The sequence below is a fragment of the Nitrobacter sp. JJSN genome (assembly GCF_051912485.1).
Taxonomy (GTDB): domain Bacteria; phylum Pseudomonadota; class Alphaproteobacteria; order Rhizobiales; family Xanthobacteraceae; genus Nitrobacter.
In genome coordinates, this window is the sequence record NZ_CP196822.1 from 3843361 (window position 1) to 3860388 (window position 17028).

Consider the following 17028-nt stretch of genomic DNA (forward strand, 5'->3'; position numbering starts at 1 on the left):
ACGCCGATCCCCCGGCTCAGGGGGTCAATATTGCAGGCCGAATAACATCCAATTGAAGCATCTCGAGATCGAAGCATCACGCAGTCGCAACGAGCCTGGAAGCTGTCATCGGCTTCTCTCTACAATGCCGCTTGATTTACGGCAGCGGCCTGCTGCTTAGCAGCTTGGTCCTGCCGACTGCGCATCCATGTCCACTTCGTGTATTCGCGTGCTATGCGAACGCGCGCTTCTTTCAGGGGCAGACCCTTGTAGTGAGCGAGGGCAGGGTTTTGCTCGAAGAACTTGTCCACGTGTTCTTGGGTCATATTGGCGTACGCTTTCAGCATCCAATCGTAGAGATCGAAGGGATCGTTGTCGCGCAATCCGCGCGAGGCGTTGTTTTTGCCGAACACCGCATCTGTGTAGCGGCGAGCGGCCTGTGCTTCACCTTCTGTTAGTGGCATCTCCACCATCCAGTGACGACCGTTCGCCCCGACCGCGAGCATTGCCTTGTCATCGCCCCATGAACATATCTCTTCCACCGTCGCACGGACCATTTTGCCGTCCATGTCAGGCGTTTCGATCACGTCGCCGATCTTGACCGTACGTTGCGGTTTGCCATCGCTATCAAGAAGTTCAGGCGGCGAGCCGTCAAATGTGATCGGCACGTTGCTCGCCGTCTTCCATGCTTCCATGAGCCAGAAAATGTCGCGGTGTCTATCGTAGCCCTCAAGCGCAGCTTCTATCTCCATCGGCCGCCCGAATGGGTAATCGTCGATCTTGATGGTTTGCAGGAAACCAAAGCTCGGGTTGCCCGTCACGTCCTCGTCGGCCAGAAAAGTGTGATTGGTGATGACGACATAGGCGGGCGCAATCGGCTGCCCGTCTACCGTCATGCTATTCTCCGCAGCTCGGATTGCAGCTTCAACCCGTTCAGCGACGACGCGCCAATCGGCCTCAGTCATCATGGTGGGGATGCTTAGCTCAAGCCAATAGATCGGATTTGTGAGCTTCTTCTTCGATGCTTTGTAAATCTGGTCGCGCACATAACCTTCCAACTCGCGCTGAAACTGCACGGCGCGCGGACTGGAGGGGGCGTTGACCTCGCTTCTGCTGGTCCAAAAAGAAGTGGCAAAGGGAGATGCCGGAGCGGCGGCGGTCACCGCCAATGCCGACGCACTGACCCGGCATGCGCTGACCGAGGTGTTGAAGCTGTCCGGCCAGCCGCAGGAAGCGCTCGCTGCACTCGCCGCGGTCAAGGATGTCGGGCCGCAAGCACCAGCCATCCCCACCACCGGGCCCGCCGCCACGCCGCCAGCTGCCGCCAAAGGCCTGCCGCTGTTCAGCGAGATTTCGCAAGACTACATCGACATGCGCAAGGAGCGCGACCGCAACAGTGCCGATATTCCGATGCTGATCCTGCGGCGTCAGGTGTTCCTCGACCTGATCGGCGATCGGACACCGGATCAATATTTTCCGAGCGACCTGCAGACCTTCGTCAACCGGATGCAATATTGGCCGGCCAACGTGACCAAGCGCTCGGATATGGAAGGCAAATCGACCCAGGAGATACTGGAGGCGAACAAGAATTTTCGCCTGCAGCCGATGGCGCAGAATACTCTGCGGGGCGGCTACATCGCCAATATCCGAACCATGATGCGTCACCGCATCCAGGACCTGAAATACCAGGACCCGTTCGCCGGCGCGAAGATTTCGATGCCGAAGGCCTACAAGCCGCCGAAGCCGCGTGAAGGTGTCAGCCTCGAGGTGACGAACCGCGTCTTCCACGCCGGCGTCAACGCCTGTCGTCTGGACGAAGCTATACTTCCGTTGATGGGCAAGCTCACCGGCCGCCGGCTCGGACTCCTGGCCTATCTCCAGGGCGAGGACATCCGCGAAAAGCACGGCGTCTGGGTCGCGCAGACCAACGGCATTGTCGAGGTCAAGGACGAGACGACCGGGATCACCTCATGGCAACGCGTCCCGATCAAAACGACGGAGTCGATGACGTTCTACGTGTTGCATAATTACTTGGACGAGATCGGTCTGGTGAAGTGGATGCGCACGCAAAGCGGTTTCATATTCAGGGAACTGCACGAGCATCCCAATCCCTCCAAATATGCATCCAAGACGATGCAGAACGTGTTGAAGCGCAACGGCGCGCAAGGTGGCGAAGTGTTCCACAGTTTGCGCGGCGATGCGATCGACGACATGCGCGATGCGGATGTCGAGGGGCGGGCGCGGCGGCTGCAGTCCGGCCATCAGCTTGGTGATGTGCACGACGGATATGGCTTTCGGGCGCTCACCGCCAAGCAATGCCAGTACTTGGCCAACCTGCCGCTGCAGGAGGGGATCGACTGGCATATTTTCCGCGGGCTCGATTTCGATGCGATGGCCAAAAGCCGCCGCACCGCCGGGCGGCGTCCGAAATCGAAGGGGGACTAGCTTGTCAGCAATTCAGCTTCAAAGGCTTCCGCACGGTGAAATGGCGAGCCACAAACTGCGCCGGTTCGCCACCGTCGCCTGTATCGGCAAAGGCGGCGCCGGCAAATCGACCACCGCCACCAATCTGGCGGTGATCGCTCGCTTGGCCGGCCTGCGCAGTGCGATCATCGATACCGATCCACAAGCGTCCAGCTCCGTCTGGAAGAGCCTGCGTGGTCGCAATGATATTCCGGTGGTCCGCTGTGACCCCCGCGCGCTTGAAGCGACGATCGCGGCCGCGCGGCGCGCGGGTATCGACCTGGTCTTCGTCGATATGGCGCCGGGCCTCCATCATGTGCCTGAAGCCACGCAGCATGCAGACTTGGTGTTGATTCCGGCGCGGCCGACCTTGTTCGATCTGAAGGTTACAAGCGATCTGATCCCGATTCTGAAATCGGCGGCCTGTCGGTTTGCGGTGATCCTCAACGCGGCGCCGCCCGTTCGTGAGCTGGGCGAGGCCCCGATGGCGCGGCAGGCGCGTGATGCGCTCGATGTGATCGGACCGCGGCTGTGGCGTCGACAGATCACGGCGCGTGTCGCCATTCCCAATGCAACGGTTCGTGGCGCCGGCGTCGTCGAGACCGAACCGAAAGGCCAAGCGGCCTACGAATTCGGCTTGCTGTGGAAAGCCGTCACCAAGGCAATCAATCTGGAAGGACCCAGCCATGAAGTCACGGTTTAAGGAATTGCTCGGAAACGCGCTTGCCGTCAGCAATGCATCCGCGCCCGACGCCTCCTTTGAAACCGAGCTCGGCAGCACGGCCGAAGAAACCGAGCGCTGCGGCATTCTGGTCCGCGTCAGTCCGGAATTGCGGCGCCAGCTCAAGCGCGTCGCGATCGAGCGTCGGACGACCGTTCAGAAGTTGTTGCTGCAGGCGATCACCGTCGTGCTCGAGGAGCCGACGACTTCTTTCAAGCCTTAGCAAGTAGGGAAAGTGTCCGACAACAAGAGTCGATGAGAGGCGCACAAGGCGTCCGACAACAAGAGCGTAAAGCGTCCGACAATAACGAGGGTAGCAGAGAGGATGGCGGCGATGAACCTGTTGGACATCATTGTGCGGGCGCAAACGTGCTGTGAACGGGTGCCGGTCCGCGAGGTCAGCGAAGGGACGAAGAGGGCCTATCAGCAGCAGTTTGAGCGGATGAGGCGGGAAGTGAATCTTGATCCGCTGCGGGAGGGGATCGCGCGTGACACCTATAACTTTCGTCGCGCGGCGCTGCACAGCGGCAGCCGAATGTTCTTGGAAACCATGATCGCCAAGTTGATGGCGGCGGGCGAAACCCGGGATGCAACGTTAGCAAAGCAGATCGCGGGCGAACTCGTTGGCGTCATCGAGAAAATCGAAGAAGCTCTCGAACTTGAGCCGCCGCTGGCTGCTGGAGCATCGTCGTTCGACTGCCCGGCATCACGCTGGCGCGAGATAAATGGCTCCGATCGCGAACGTGGAAAAAACAGCAAAAAGCATGTGCTTGGCACACTGCCCGCCGGCTGGGACCAAACTCTCTGGATGAAAGCGCGCGAAGGCTTCGCCTATCTCGAGCCTCTGGCGGTGCACATGATCGCGGGAGTTCGGCCGGAAGAAATGGTAGCAGGTCCACGTCCTGCCGGTTGGTCGCCGGGTGTGATTGTTACGTTGCGTTACCCGCGGGTCCTTGCAATCACGTTCGCACCGGCAAAATCGCATAACGGGTTGTTCGGAACCGAACTCACGACGATCTGCGTCGATCCAGTAGTCGCCGGAAATCCATCGGCCTACCTGGCGGATCGGTGTCGCGCGGCGAAGGAACACTCCATCGTCGTCTGTATCAGCTCGAAAGATGCCGTACGGAAAGCGATCGGCCGCTTAAGCTGCAATGCATTGCCTGATCTAGGCATCGTTATCACGCCATATGCACTGCGCCATCAACGCTTGGCTGATCTCAAAGTCACGTTCGGTGGGGGAGGGGTCGTTGCGGCGGCCGCCGGCCACACGACCGATCGCACCCAGGCAAAGTATGGAGCGATACAGCATGGACGAAAGCTCGCCGGCTACATCAGCATCACGGCCAAACGTCCGCCAAGCTGTGGCAACGTCGAACGCGCCCGTCAGCTCGCCTATCAAGGCCGCGCAGAAATCAATCAGACGAAGTGAGCGGGGTGTGAATCCCTCCCTCTCCGCCATAATACACCGCTATCCAACGGAAATAATTTGATAATTTGAAGTGCTGTCGGGGTCGGCCCCCAAATTGGTCCCCAACGCGTGCCGATACGCGGCGTAGCTCGTTGCAAATGGGCCGGTCGCCGGGCCGTCTGGCGAGAAACCGCGGCGGCGCGACCACCAAAACCAGCCGCCGCCGCCCCTGCCGAAGGTCTCTAACGTGCGGTCGGAGTAGAACACCTCGATGCTGATGCCGGTCAGAGGGTGGATGTCATAGAGCGGCTCACGGCACTCTCGCTGTTTGAGGCTGGGTGCGGATGCCATCACGCTGCCCTCTGCGCCGGTTCAGAAAGGGCTAGGCCACGCAGGTAGTCTGCGGCCTTAGAGGCTTGGCTGCAGGCCGTGAAAAACGCTCGTTTGTCAGCCTTCAGAAACCCAATCCACGAGGCGATGTAGCCCGCGTTCCGAACGTCGCCGTCAAAGCCAAACTCTGCGCACAGGAACGCGGCGCCCAGCTCTGCAATGAGTTCCTCGGCCGCAGAGGCCGCGTTGCCAAAGCGATGCAGGTCGCGATCAAGGCGAGACTTGTGTCCGGTCCAGTGCGTCAGCTCGTGGAATGCTACGTTGTAGAAATGGTCGGCACTCTTGAACCCCGCGAAGGCCGGTAGCGAGATAAAATCTCGGCTCGGCACGTAGTAAGCTTCGCCATGGCCCTCGCGAATGTCTGCGCCAGTTGAGTGCAGGAAGGTGTCTGCAAGTTCGTCCCGCGTGTCGGGATTGCGAACGCGGATTGGCTTTCCCGTATTGATGCTCTCGGGCAGGTTCTCGCACTGGTCGACGTTGAAAACCGTGTACTCGCGCATCATTGGGATCAGCCGCGCTGAGGAATTGTCGTCCGCGTCCTGGTCGCGAACCTGCAGCTGCTTCACGAAATAAACCTTGGTGCCGTGCTCGCCCTTGCGGACGTTGCCGCCCAACTCGAATGCCTGCTTGAAGGTGAGGAAGCGCGGCGTGCGATAGCCGGCCGCCTGGGCCATCCACAACAGAACAACGTTGCATCCAGAGTAGGGTCGATTGGTCGCTGCGTTGCATGGCGTGTTCGCGCCCGGGGTTGCTGACCACGGCTTAATCCAAGGGGCGGCACCGGCTTCTAACTCCGCAACAATGCGCGCGGAGACCTCCGCGTAGAGATCGCGCTTCATGATGGACTTACCTATGACGGGGACTGCGCCGCCGGAATTGGCGGCTTACATTTGCCGCGTCGGGCAAGGCTTCTCGAATTGGTCAGGCTGATGGGCGCAAAATTATCCCCGGGGTACCATGGACAGGCCGGGGGCCTCGCCTGCGCGAAGAGGTGTGCCGTGCACACCTAGCTCCAAAAAAGAAAACGTTAACAAAATCCCAACTGTTCAATCGCCGCGAAAAGAATGCGGTTTGCAAGGCGCCTGTTCTTGGAACTGAATGGATTAAGGGGGGTTCCGGTTGAAACGCCTTTTGGCGCCTTCTTGGCGCGCGCTATCTTTTCGATCCTCTTGGCGATCCAACCGATAGAATTGGAATCACCGCTGCCGCTCCTCGATACTGGCAAAGATAGCTTGAATGCGTGTGAATCGCACGTGAGATTGGTGCACGAACTAGAATCTGTGACGGATAGGCGCCACGGCGATTCGATACGTCTGCGGTGGCGACCTATAGCCGAGGAATGTTTTGGCGAACGTAACGTCCGATACACCGCCGGAGCTCCCGGCAAGTGAATCGGCCGCGGCTCGACAGGAGGCGTCGCCCTCGATGCAGACCATGGCGCGCGCAGCGATCGAGAGCTTAACGTCTCTATCATTCGGCGGGCTGTCCATAGGCCACGCCGCGGGCAGATAATAAAACAATCCCTGGACGACACCTTCGCTGCCGCCGATCAGCACAGCCGGTGAATTGGCAAGGTGCGCAATTTCCGCCGCGATCTGACGGTAATGTGCGTTATGTGCGATCCGTCGCGAGTTGAGATGTGCATGCGCGACCAACGGAGAAGCGACGACGGCCAACAGTGATACCACAAGCGCGGTTATACAGGCGCGAGCCGCGGCGACTGCCGGCACGCTGAGCCGCGGCGAGCCGAACAGCACCACCGGCAATAGTGCCCAGTTTGGGAACGCCCACACCGGCGTCAGACGGTGGGGCCACGCGAGATTGACCAAAGCCGGCAATATCAGTGGGACAACGAGCAGGAGCAGCGCCTGACGGCGTCCAGGATCGGCCGGCCAGATCGTGTCCCGCCAAGCTGCGCGATCCGGTTTCAGCACTGCGAAAAACGTGAGAGGCATCACGACATAGCTGATGACGCCACCGAGATAGAATGCGGAGGTCTTCAGCGCCGAGCCGAACGATGCAGAGACCATCACGCTCGTCGTCATGTAACTTTCTGCGGGGTGATTGTGTTCGGTGAGCAACCAGTGGATGTGCGGCGCAAGTACGACCAGCGCGGCGGCGGCCATCAGGAATGGCGCACCAGATCGCCAGAAACGCTTGAGATCATCGCCCGCAAATGACGCAACCGCGATGCCTGCGATCAGATAGACGCCCCAGTATTTTCCAAGAAACGTCAGGCCAGCGAACACACCCGCAAGAACCGCGTCGGTCCACCGGACATTGCGGCGCGCACGGAGATAGAACAGCACGGTTGCTGCCCAGAACGGCATCATCACCGTGTTGGCGTTGAAGCGCGACGCCAGAAACGTATAGAATGGAACGAGGATCAGTGCCGTCATCCCGACAAGCGCCCGCTCCTTATCAAGGTGATCGCGCAGGATCATCCAGGTTATCGCCAGTGTCGCGGCGAGATTGGCGACAGCCAGGAGATATGCCGCCCAGTCGGTGCGCGGAAACACCGCTAACCAGGCACGGAAAATCCATGCCATCATCGGCGGATGCTTATAACCGAGCGAAAATGTTCGCGCCCACACCGACGCCTCGCTAACGTCAAAGTGGATATCCACGGTGGCGTGCGAAACTGAGAAATACAGCAACCACAGCACGGCATAGGCCGTCAGCGTGACACCCAACAACCGGGCGCCGCTACTCTGCCGTACGAAATCGGCGCTCGCCTGCATCAGGCGGCCGTTCCAGATCGCGGCGAACGGGCCGCCTGTGGCTATCGTCGCCAACATTAACCCCTGTGAGCCATGAGCGATCAGCCCAGAACCGGAATGATTGGAGAAAATCCGAGAAGAGAGATTGTCGTCGGAAGGTAGAGTCTAAGCGGTCCGCAGCCAGTAGGCGACGACCTTGCTTCATCAGCGCGAACTGGGAAGCTTTTTTGACAGATTGTCCTGCAGCACCGCATTGTCCAGGCTGAGAACTACCAGAAGCTCCTTCAGCCGCGCATTTTCCTCAAACAGCTGCGCGAACTCCCGGACCTGGTCCGATCCCAATCCAGCGTATTGCGTCTTCCACAAGTAAAAGGTCTGCTCTGATATCCCTACCTTGCTGATTAAATCCGCCACCGGCAGGCCCAGCTCCGCTTGCTTCAAAACCTCGACAATCCTCTCACACAGTTTCCGTTTCATTGGCTGATCTTCGCCGTCAGCAAATCCGCTGAAAAGCCGACATCAAAATCTGGACAATTGTTTTTTTATCCCGTCGGCACTACCCGCCGAGCCCATGTTCATGATTTATCAGGCGTGACTTACGCTAAGATTACAAAGATTGGGGTGCCGTGGATCATTCCCCTTCAGGAAACTCAGGCTGCGGGGCAGATTCCTGCAACGACGGCCATCCGGACAGGCGTCCTGCCGCCAGGCCGCTGATCGCCATCCCCTGGACACCGCGGCCAGAATTCGGTTTCCGGACCGATGGAGCGTCAGTTGGACGCCACGGCCGGCTATCTGCTGCAGAAGGAGATGGAGGGCCGCGGAATCAAAATCCATTGTAAGGCGCACTATCGCGATCCTCGGCCACGAGCGCGCCGAAGCCGTACTGCTCGATGACGGCACGGTTCTTCCTGCCGATATCGTGGTGATGGCGGTCGGCTTCTGCCCGGAGGTGCGGCTCGCAACCGATGGAGGCATCTATGTCGAGCGCGGCATCGTCGTGGACGACCAGATGCTGACCTCTGATATGAACATCGTCGCCATCGGCGAATGCTGTGAGCACAGGAACGTCTGCTACGGCCTCGTCGCGCCGCTCTGCGACATGGCCAAGGTCGCGGCGAAGACTCTGACAGGAGTTGAACGACATTTCGTGCCGTCGAAATGGCAACCCAGTTGAAGGTGACCGGCGTGAGCCTTTACTCGGCAGGCGACTTCGCCGATGTGCCTGATCGAGAAGAGATCGTGCTGCGGGAGGCAGGCTCGGGCGTCTACAAGAGGCTCGTGCTGAAGGAAAACCCGCATTCTGGGAGCGGTCCTTTACGGGGAGACCGCAGACGGTACCGTGCGACACATTGATCTTCGGCCAGGCTTATCAGGGGAGCGGGCCGCTCGACCGTATGGCAAGCCCCAGTTGCGTATTATTCTTATTCTAGAATAGAGGAATTCTAACACCGAATCGGCTCGTGAGATCTTCGAAACGTTTCGAAACAATTCTCGGAAGTGCTAGGTGCGCTCTAATGTCACGGATTCTCTATTTTCCGCAGATCTAGGGGGCACATGTCATCACATCATTACACGGACTTGGGTGCATCGAAATTCGAGCTTGGCTTCCCATCGATACGCACGGCGCTGCTCGCGGCGACCGCGTTGTCAATCTTCACCAGTAGCAGCACCTTTGCAGCGGAAAATAGTGCGAACGAGGTGTTGCTAAAAAAGCTTGACAAGATGGAGCGGCGTATCGCAACGCTCGAAGCCGAGTTGAAGCAGAAGGAAAGCCACTCGCAGGCTGGCGTCAGCGCCAAGCCCTCATCGCGGACGGGCCCGATCCGGAACGCCAACGCGACGGCATCATCCAGCGACGCGAAAGAGGCGACGGAGACGCCGGCTAAGCCGATGCTGAACCTCCCGCCGCTTCCAGCGGCAGGAGACAAGCCCATTCTCGGGTTGGTGGATTCACCTGTGTCCGGTCTCAGCATAGGCGCCTATGGCGAAGTCAAGTTTGGTGCGATGCAAAACCCCGCCGCCAACGGCCAGTGGCAGAACGGTTTCGATGCGCATCGCTTCGTCCTGTTGCCGACCTACGCGATCACGCCAAACATCATCCTCAATGCGGAGATCGAGTTCGAGCACGCGGGTTCGGGCTTTGACAATGACGACAAGCTGCACGGTACCGCCGAGATCGAGCAGCTCTGGGTCGATTTCAAGATCCTCGATCAGTTTAACTGGCGCGCGCCCGGCATCGATCTCGTGCCAATCGGCTACATCAACCAGCACCACGAGCCGACGCAGTTCTATAGCGTGAACCGGCCCGAACTCTACAACGGGCTTATTCCTTCAACCTGGAAGGTGCCGTCCTCCAGTGTCTACGGAACCATCACGGAAGACCTGAAATACCAAGTGATGGTCAGTACCAGCAACGAGGATTTTGGCGACTCCTTTGACAACCGTACTGAAGCGAAAACAGTCTCCTTGCCCGGCACGTCATACATAGCGGGCATCAACGGCCTGGATGCTCTTGGATTCTCCAGGCCACCGCTCGGCGACTTCCAGCAACTCAACAATGCCGTGGCGGTATCAGGCCGGCTGGATTACGCGCCAACCTTCGTGCCCGGCTTTGCCGGGAGCGTCAGCGGCTACTACTCGCCCAATACGACGCCGCGCGGCGCACATGACGATTTCGGCAACTTCCTTGGTAGGTCAAGCCTTGCGATGTTCGACGCCGAATTCCGGTACCGTGTCCCCAACACTGGCGCAGAGCTGCGCGGCGAATATGTCCGCGCCGAATTCGGGCGTCCGGAGAACTTGCGAGCGAACAACGATTCGGATCCCACCAACAACGTCGGCAAGGCCATGTACGGCTATTCCGGCGAGATCGCCTATCACGTGCCACTCGGAACCGTCTTAAACAGCGAGTGGGAGGCGGTGCCGTTCTATCGCTATACCTACCAGAATCTGCAGACCGGCGGCTTTGCTGGGACCGATGCCAATCTGCCGACCGGCGCCGGTCAGCGACAATTCCATACCGCCGGATTTGCTCTATTCCCGTCGCCGAAAATCGTGCTGAAGGCGACCTATCAGCATGTGATCGACAAGAGCATCACCGGCGCGATGTCGGACTCGTTCCTCGGCGGTGTCGGATTCTTCTTCTGAGATTAGCGCGGCACGTCGCAACGGGGAGCGCCAAGGCAAAACGAGAAACGAGATGGGAGCCAAGTGAGAGATGACGTGGATTCGATATACGCTGCCGGCCGCAGCGATCGTGTCAGCTGCCTCGCCTGCCTATGCGGTCCAGTACTTATCGATCGGGGAGGCGCAGAAGCACGCATTTCCGTCGGCGACGCATTTCACTGAAGTTCAGGCAGGCCGTGTCTGGAAGGCCGAAGCCGGCGGCAAGGTCGCGGGCTTCTTTATCTTCGACCGGGTTATCGGCAAGCACCTGTACATCGACTATGCGGTGGCGCTGACCCCTGGCGGCGCGGTGCATAAGGTCGAAATCCTGCAATACCGGGAATCATATGGCGGCGAGGTCAGAAGCCCAAGCTGGTTGGGCCAATTCGCAGGTAAGACCAGCAGCAGCGCGCTCAAGATCAACGGCGACATCCGGAACATCTCGGGCGCGACACTGTCATCGACGCATGTCACCGAGGGCGTGAAGAGGATCTTAGCCGCCTATGCCAATCGCCTTCGATAGCATTCGCCGCGCGCGGCCGCTACTCGGTACCTTTGTGGAGATCGAGGTCACAACTGCTGCCGGGCCCGAAACGGACGCCGCGATTGACGCCGCATTCGAGGCCATTGCCGAAGCTCATCGGTTAATGAGCTTCCACGAGCGCGACAGCGATGTCAGCCGCCTCAATCGGAACTCCGGAATCCGCCCGACACGGGTCCACGCCTGGACGTTCCAGGTCCTGGAGGCGGCGGTCGAGATGCATCGACGCTCCGGGGGCATTTTCGACGTCACCGTCGCGCCGGTGTTGCAGGCCATGGGTCTGCTGCCTGGATTGGATGGCGATCCGGTCATCAGGCCGGAACGGCGCGTCACCGATGCCATCGAGCTTTTGCCTGAACAGACAGTGCGCTTTCGGTCACCGGCGATCACGATCGATCTCGGTGGGATCGCCAAAGGCTTTGCAGTCGATCGCGGAATCGAGGTGCTACGTGGCTTCGATATACCGCGCGGGCTGATCAATGCCGGTGGTGATCTCCGGGCATTCGGGCAGGAGCCGCACATGATCCACGTCCGTGACCCGCGTGACCCGTCGCGATCAATTGGCCAGGTTGAGGTTAGAGACGAAGCATTGGCGTCGAGCGCACGCCGCTTCGATTTGATGGTCGGCGGCGGGCCCAGCAGTTCGGCCGTCATCGATCCTCAAACACAAAGACCGGCCGGCTCAATCGATGGCGCCACCATTCGCGCGCCGTCATGCATGGTCGCCGATGCGCTCACGAAGGTCGTCATGATCTCCGGGGTCGGCGCCGGCGACCTACTCGCGCATTACGGAGCGAGCGCCTTGTTGATCTCGGTCGATGGGGAGGTTCAGATCACGTCCGACTGGCCTCAGGCGGTGCACCTTGCGGCTTAAGAAATCATTTCGTGTCTCGACCTACGCAGCCTTCGCGGTTCTGAGCCTGAGCGGCGCCGTCTGGCTCCTGGCGGACTGGCAGAAAGAATTTTCCACCGGTGAGATCTGGCAGCAGGTCGCAGCTAATATGCTGATGATACACGGCGGCACCGCCATGCTTGCTCTGCTGCTATTGGGGGCTCTCATTCCGATACACCTGCTACGGGCCTGGCGAAGCCGCAAGAACCGCATCTCAGGATCGCTCGTGGTGACCATCAACGCCGTGCTGATCACTACGGCTTTCGGGTTGTACTATCTCGGATCGGAGGCCTTGCGACCCTGGATGAGTTGGATCCACCTTGCTGCCGGGTGTTCCGTGGTCCTGCTGCTACCAGTTCACATCTGGTTGGGAAGACGAGAGTCAAAAGTAAAACGTGGCGCCGACGCCAACACGCTTGCGTCGGTAAGCAACCAACCGACATGCTCAATCGTCCGAATTCAAGAGGGGCGCCATCGGTGAGCCTGTGTCTGGCCGACAATCAAGATCAGGCAAGCAGTGATCAGTACCGCCCTCGGTAGTATCGTTCGTCGCATTCAGCGACGTAGATACGGGCATCAGGCGCGCATAGCGGCACATCGGCGGCCCATTCGGGCGAGGATGGTTGAGTCGGCGACTGCCGCTCCGAGTAAGGCGCCAGCGCCAAGGAGCGTGCTTCTGGTGCTTCCACCAATGGCCTGACCGAGCAGCGCGCCGGTGGCACCACCCAAGGCCGCGCCGGTGGCGGTGCGCTGCTGCTCGGGGTTCGCACAACCCGCCAGCAAGACGCTGATGACCAATATTCCGACCGTAGCAATTCTGGAGATGTTCATAGGAGATTTCGGTCCTGTTGCATCAGATTCGCTAATCGGATGTTGCCGAAAAATGATGACCACGGTGTCCGAGGACGCAGCGCAGGAATTCCGGCAATGCAGCCTTGTACCGCATCATTCCTCTTCAGATCCTGACACGGGCGCAATGCTGTTTGCGTGCTACCTTTTTATGCCCGCTGTGCGCTCCGCTACCGGGTTCCGTCGCGGACATAGCCACGGACCTGTTCCTTGTAACCGCCACGCGTGAGGTCGCGCACCCGCACTGCCGCCCAGCCCAACTCCGCCATCAACTTCGCGAGACGTCGGTAGGTGCCGGCCGTGCGGCCGTGTTGCGGGACCTCAAGCATATCCAGCAACGTTTGGGTACTCACACGTTCCAAGCCGTCGAACTCCACCTTGCCGCGGATACGCTGCAACGGCGCCAGCCACGGATCAACGGGAACCTCGACAGCCAAACTCGCTGCCCTGAGCTTTTCCAATAACGACATTTGTGCTCCTTCCAGCGACGTTGACCTGACACGCGTCGTCTCTGTTGCCGGCAGGCGCAACTTAAGCGGCGCGCGCCGAACTACGGCTGTAGCTTGCCTTAGGTGGTTCCCAGTAGAGGCCCGCCGTCATACCGGCGAGGCGGCGGGGCGGGTAACGCTTCTTCAACTCTTCATCTTCTTCCATGCGCCACATCCCGGTATTGGCTGCCATTAGACCGCAGGCGAAATCGTTGAAACATGGATGCTCTTGGTCGTCGTAACGCAGCCTTTCGAGCGACCGAGCGTAGAACCCAACCATGGCCTTTAGACCCCTCGCATTTCTGTAGTCTTCGACCTCGTTATGACAAAGGGGAAGTGGCGGCGCATCGGAGGGACCGTTGACGGCAAAACGTTCTCGAGCGCGAAGCGCAGAAACAGCGGCCCTCTTCTTGGGCGTCGATCTCAAATTGGCTGTCATTGTAACGATCCTCCATTTGAATTTGTTTCAGACCGATGTGGCGATCGGTATTTCTAGGATCACGTTACGCGACCTGATTTAAGAGAAGATTTTGGTGGCGGATTTTTTACGTCACGACCGTTTTACCTTGCTCGTCAGTCAGCGAGCACACTATCTGCGTAAATAGCGCTGGCGATCTGGCTCGGCATGTGTTGGCCCAATTGTTTGAGTGCTTGCTCATAATCGCCGGCGAATCGTGACATCGTACATGCCAGTCGACGCTCTAATTGTTCAAGCGTGTGAAGGTTTCACGGTGGCAGATCGAACGCGCGTGGTGGCGTCGAACATTCTGTAAGTGACCAGGAGGGGTACTTGCCACCTTACAGGCCCGGCACACCATTCTCGGCGAGCACGATCCACACCGCGGCTCCTTCGTCCTATGCCGGCATATGCGCTGCACGAGTGGTGATTTGTTAGGTGAGGATGGCAGGCGGTCAATGCCCCCTTAAAGGGGGGGCGATTGACCACCACCGCTGCCATGGGGGAATTGGTCAATCAATTGCCGATGCATTGACCAATTGACCGCCCTCGTTGAGCATCGGTTCGGTGTCCGTGGCGCTGGCGTCACCGACGCCTCTATCCCAAGGGGTTTTGGACCAAACGACCCCGAGCCCGCGACCTCTACGGAACCGAGAGGCAGCGTCCGGCTTAAGCTTCTCGACGGCGTCTGCGATAAGCCACCCATCCTTCTGCAAATCTTCAATCGCTCGCCTTGTAACTGTTTCGAGGTCGATAGGCTTTAACTGATGAGAGGTGAGGGCTGCTTCGACCGCAATGATAGCATCGTCGAGAAGCCCGCGCTGATTCTTAGCGCCAGCAAGGCTAGGGCTGTAAGGATAGGCTATCCCGTCGATTACTTTGCCACGATCTACTAGCTCCAGGATGGCACGCCGCATCTTTTGATCTTCCACGGTAGCGGCAGCGCTTACCTGCAGTGGCAGAATTGCCCGAGTGATGGCCTGCACACTGTCGCCGGTCGGATAAACTGGAGGCTGAGGGTTAGGAAGTTCAACGCTATGCAGTTGGTACCACGGAGCATCTGCCGAGCGAGGCGCCAGGTTGGATTTGGCATCCACAAGTTTGAAATAGCGGAAGCGCTCTGACGGAAGGACCCCATTTTTTTTGGCCTCATCCTCTGTCATGGGCACCGGCATAATAGCGCGTCGTGCCAGATTAACGATGGCCGCGGCTCCGCTTACCGACTCCGCGCTACCAACGTCGGCGCCCTTTCTGGTATGATGAACGATCAGAACGGCGCAATTATATTTTCCGGCGCACCGTTTTAACTCCCGCATGACCAACGACATACTAGCGTTGTCGTTCATGTTGCCGCCGGCACACAATGCAACGAGCGGATCGAGTACGATGATGTCCGGCCGAAATGTATCGAAAGCAGACGTAAGAGCCGCAAACCCGCTGACATCGAGCTCCGACACGTTTTTGCTATTTGTCCGGAGGAACGACAGGCACTGCACGTGCGGATCATCCGCCCCCGCCACGTTAAGACGAGATAGGCTCTGCTCCGCGATGCCATGCCCCCTACAGAACGCCCAAACGCGCCGCCGAATTTCGGTGCCGCTGTCTTCGGCATTGATAAGTAGCACTTCCAGGCCATTGCCTCCTCGAACCTTCTCCCCGAGCAGTTCCCTGCCCGTTGCAGCAGAGATCGCCATCCCAATTGCGAGCGACGACTTGCCGACGCCGCCGGGGGAAGCGAGCACTGTGAGTTCGCCCCGGATTAGGTCAAAACCGTAGAGCCATTGGCGGTGAGGGATATTGGAAAAGGAAACTTTCAACCCACTAGGACGCCAGACCGTGGCTCCTGCACCAGCCGAGACCCGCGTGTTACCGCCACGGTAATTCACTGCCTGCGGCGCCCACCCCTGCCACCCGTTCTTCCTGGCTAGGTCGAATACTGTCGCAATGGTAATGGGATTTTCGCGATCGAGCGCCTCGCTGGTGTATCTCCGCCAACGGCTTCGATTGTCTGCCTCGTTATACCCGGGCGCGGCTAGCGAAGCATTGTCGAGTATCTCCCAGAGTTCATCAGTTTGTCCCTTGTAGACGGCGGCTTCATGCGCCAAAGCCCGTGCAACCTTCACCCAGTCACCCTCCGACGCAATTGCCGACGGGGGAATGGCCGACATCGCGGAGCGGATTTTCTCAATGTTGGTGTCGATGCCATCTGCTAGAGAGCCAGTCAGATGGCCAGATAGCTTTTGAAGGCGCTCGCGCTCGCCGGGACCCAACTTTAAGTCATAACGTGCTGGCAAGGAACGGTTGGGCTCAGTTTGACTATTCGCGCTCGGTGGTGCGGTAGCTAATCTCAATTTCGCCACCAACTCCGCGCGCTGCCAGAGCTTGGCAGGCGCGGCGAAAAACTTGACTGGTCGAGGATCATCCGGTTTTTTGAGATGAAGTGTACCGGGAAGCCTCATTACCCGCGGAAGGTCCTTCACCGCAGGATCGGTTCCGAACTTTTCGATAAGACGTTCTTGCAATGCACCAAACTGGTCACGCGGAATATCATCGGCGCAGAAATAAAAATGAAAACCCCTCCCGCTCTTAACGGCCAAGCTTGGCGTAACCCCGCACGCCTTCATTTGCGCGATACAACGCTTGGTCTGCTCATCGGTGTCTGCGTCGACAAATAGAGCGCGCACACGAACGATATTTTCGGTGCGTCGACCCTGCAAATCGGTCGCGTTGACAGTTACAAACACGCCAGCCCGCCGTTCTAGCGTGTTGAGCGCAAGCACTTCTGGCCACACTTGATCAAGAGTGCCGTGGAAAATCTTGGCGAAGCAATCCTTCCCATCACTGAAAAATTGGAAGGTAAATTTGTCCGCGCTGGGATCAAGGCACGAGAGAAACTCTCGCGCCATATCCTTGTTATGTGTTTTTCGAGAGCTTGTTAAATCGCCCATT

The 17028-nt window shown here is 58.9% G+C and carries 15 protein-coding genes and 3 pseudogenes; 9 read left to right on the forward strand and 9 right to left on the reverse strand.

Annotated elements, in window-relative coordinates; genetic code table 11:
- Positions 1 to 119: 119 nt before the first annotated feature.
- The gene (locus ACSZOQ_RS18610) at positions 120 to 1025 is read right to left on the reverse strand and encodes a hypothetical protein (protein WP_439923873.1); all 906 of its coding nucleotides are present in this window, start codon (positions 1023 to 1025) and stop codon (positions 120 to 122) included.
- Positions 1026 to 1077: 52 nt separating this feature from the next.
- Here ACSZOQ_RS18610 and ACSZOQ_RS18615 point away from each other — a divergent pair, with 52 nt between their 5' ends.
- The 4 genes from ACSZOQ_RS18615 (at position 1078) to ACSZOQ_RS18630 (ending at position 4595) form a co-directional block, all read left to right on the forward strand.
- A complete protein-coding gene (locus tag ACSZOQ_RS18615) occupies positions 1078 to 2424 on the forward strand; it encodes a hypothetical protein (protein ID WP_439923874.1) in 1347 nt (448 codons plus the stop codon).
- Between the two features lie 40 nt (positions 2425 to 2464).
- Positions 2465 to 3145: a nucleotide-binding protein gene (locus tag ACSZOQ_RS18620; RefSeq protein ID WP_439923875.1), complete on the forward strand. Its 681-nt coding sequence runs from the start codon at positions 2465 to 2467 to the stop codon at positions 3143 to 3145.
- The gene (locus tag ACSZOQ_RS18625) at positions 3129 to 3386 is read left to right on the forward strand and encodes a ribbon-helix-helix domain-containing protein (RefSeq protein ID WP_439923876.1); all 258 of its coding nucleotides are present in this window, start codon (positions 3129 to 3131) and stop codon (positions 3384 to 3386) included. The genes ACSZOQ_RS18620 and ACSZOQ_RS18625 overlap by 17 nt, the downstream gene beginning before the upstream one ends.
- A gap of 111 nt (positions 3387 to 3497) precedes the next feature.
- Complete coding sequence (locus ACSZOQ_RS18630) at positions 3498 to 4595, forward strand: hypothetical protein (RefSeq protein ID WP_439923877.1); 1098 nt, start codon at positions 3498 to 3500, stop codon at positions 4593 to 4595.
- 39 nt (positions 4596 to 4634) lie between these two features.
- Here ACSZOQ_RS18630 and ACSZOQ_RS18635 read toward each other — a convergent pair whose 3' ends face one another.
- The 4 genes and pseudogenes from ACSZOQ_RS18635 to ACSZOQ_RS18650 form a co-directional block, all read right to left on the reverse strand.
- The gene (locus tag ACSZOQ_RS18635; protein WP_439923334.1) at positions 4635 to 4925 is read right to left on the reverse strand and encodes a hypothetical protein; all 291 of its coding nucleotides are present in this window, start codon (positions 4923 to 4925) and stop codon (positions 4635 to 4637) included.
- Positions 4925 to 5803, reverse strand: coding sequence for an ArdC family protein (locus tag ACSZOQ_RS18640; RefSeq protein ID WP_439923335.1), 879 nt, complete (start codon positions 5801 to 5803; stop codon positions 4925 to 4927). The genes ACSZOQ_RS18635 and ACSZOQ_RS18640 overlap by 1 nt, the downstream gene beginning before the upstream one ends.
- A gap of 432 nt (positions 5804 to 6235) precedes the next feature.
- Positions 6236 to 7759 carry a glycosyltransferase family 39 protein gene (locus ACSZOQ_RS18645; protein ID WP_439923336.1) on the reverse strand — a complete coding sequence of 508 codons (1524 nt, stop codon included), beginning with the start codon at positions 7757 to 7759 and terminating at the stop codon, positions 6236 to 6238.
- Positions 7760 to 7903: 144 nt separating this feature from the next.
- Positions 7904 to 8161, reverse strand: a pseudogene (locus ACSZOQ_RS18650) (transposase); the annotation flags it as partial.
- Positions 8162 to 8446: 285 nt separating this feature from the next.
- Between ACSZOQ_RS18650 and ACSZOQ_RS18655 the strand changes: the two are divergent.
- The 5 genes and pseudogenes from ACSZOQ_RS18655 to ACSZOQ_RS18675 form a co-directional block, all read left to right on the forward strand.
- Positions 8447 to 9090, forward strand: a pseudogene (locus ACSZOQ_RS18655) (NAD(P)/FAD-dependent oxidoreductase); the annotation flags it as partial.
- A 151-nt stretch (positions 9091 to 9241) separates the two neighbouring features.
- The gene (locus tag ACSZOQ_RS18660) at positions 9242 to 10834 is read left to right on the forward strand and encodes a hypothetical protein (protein ID WP_439922560.1); all 1593 of its coding nucleotides are present in this window, start codon (positions 9242 to 9244) and stop codon (positions 10832 to 10834) included.
- Positions 10835 to 10904: 70 nt separating this feature from the next.
- Positions 10905 to 11375, forward strand: coding sequence for an FMN-binding protein (locus ACSZOQ_RS18665; protein WP_439922559.1), 471 nt, complete (start codon positions 10905 to 10907; stop codon positions 11373 to 11375).
- Positions 11356 to 12267, forward strand: coding sequence for an FAD:protein FMN transferase (locus ACSZOQ_RS18670; RefSeq protein WP_439922558.1), 912 nt, complete (start codon positions 11356 to 11358; stop codon positions 12265 to 12267). Before ACSZOQ_RS18665 ends, ACSZOQ_RS18670 begins: the two co-directional genes overlap by 20 nt.
- On the forward strand, positions 12257 to 12766 hold the full coding sequence (locus ACSZOQ_RS18675; RefSeq protein WP_439923337.1) for a hypothetical protein: 510 nt from the start codon (positions 12257 to 12259) through the stop codon (positions 12764 to 12766). The genes ACSZOQ_RS18670 and ACSZOQ_RS18675 overlap by 11 nt, the downstream gene beginning before the upstream one ends.
- A 40-nt stretch (positions 12767 to 12806) precedes the next feature.
- On the opposite strand, the pseudogene ACSZOQ_RS18680 reads toward ACSZOQ_RS18675, so the two are convergent.
- The 4 genes and pseudogenes from ACSZOQ_RS18680 to ACSZOQ_RS18695 form a co-directional block, all read right to left on the reverse strand.
- A pseudogene (locus ACSZOQ_RS18680) lies at positions 12807 to 13116 on the reverse strand (hypothetical protein).
- Positions 13117 to 13304: 188 nt separating this feature from the next.
- On the reverse strand, positions 13305 to 13604 hold the full coding sequence (locus ACSZOQ_RS18685) for a hypothetical protein (RefSeq protein WP_439923338.1): 300 nt from the start codon (positions 13602 to 13604) through the stop codon (positions 13305 to 13307).
- Between the two features lie 61 nt (positions 13605 to 13665).
- On the reverse strand, positions 13666 to 14061 hold the full coding sequence (locus ACSZOQ_RS18690; protein ID WP_439923339.1) for a hypothetical protein: 396 nt from the start codon (positions 14059 to 14061) through the stop codon (positions 13666 to 13668).
- Between the two features lie 530 nt (positions 14062 to 14591).
- Entirely contained in the window at positions 14592 to 17027 is a 2436-nt protein-coding gene (locus ACSZOQ_RS18695) for an AAA family ATPase (protein ID WP_439923340.1), read from the reverse strand.
- Position 17028 lies beyond the last annotated feature (1 nt).

Bases quoted from the DNA above. Each gene is read 5' to 3' on its own strand.
- ACSZOQ_RS18640 (WP_439923335.1), bottom strand. From the start codon at position 5,803: ATGAAGCGCGATCTCTACGCGGAGGTCTCCGCGCGCATTGTTGCGGAG.
- ACSZOQ_RS18695 (WP_439923340.1), bottom strand. From the start codon at position 17,027: ATGGGCGATTTAACAAGCTCTCGAAAAACACATAACAAGGATATGGCG.
- ACSZOQ_RS18685 (WP_439923338.1), bottom strand. From the start codon at position 13,604: ATGTCGTTATTGGAAAAGCTCAGGGCAGCGAGTTTGGCTGTCGAGGTT.
- ACSZOQ_RS18620 (WP_439923875.1), top strand. From the start codon at position 2,465: ATGGCGAGCCACAAACTGCGCCGGTTCGCCACCGTCGCCTGTATCGGC.
- ACSZOQ_RS18690 (WP_439923339.1), bottom strand. From the start codon at position 14,061: ATGACAGCCAATTTGAGATCGACGCCCAAGAAGAGGGCCGCTGTTTCT.
- ACSZOQ_RS18635 (WP_439923334.1), bottom strand. From the start codon at position 4,925: ATGGCATCCGCACCCAGCCTCAAACAGCGAGAGTGCCGTGAGCCGCTC.
- ACSZOQ_RS18660 (WP_439922560.1), top strand. From the start codon at position 9,242: ATGTCATCACATCATTACACGGACTTGGGTGCATCGAAATTCGAGCTT.
- ACSZOQ_RS18630 (WP_439923877.1), top strand. From the start codon at position 3,498: ATGAACCTGTTGGACATCATTGTGCGGGCGCAAACGTGCTGTGAACGG.
- ACSZOQ_RS18665 (WP_439922559.1), top strand. From the start codon at position 10,905: ATGACGTGGATTCGATATACGCTGCCGGCCGCAGCGATCGTGTCAGCT.
- ACSZOQ_RS18625 (WP_439923876.1), top strand. From the start codon at position 3,129: ATGAAGTCACGGTTTAAGGAATTGCTCGGAAACGCGCTTGCCGTCAGC.
- ACSZOQ_RS18670 (WP_439922558.1), top strand. From the start codon at position 11,356: ATGCCAATCGCCTTCGATAGCATTCGCCGCGCGCGGCCGCTACTCGGT.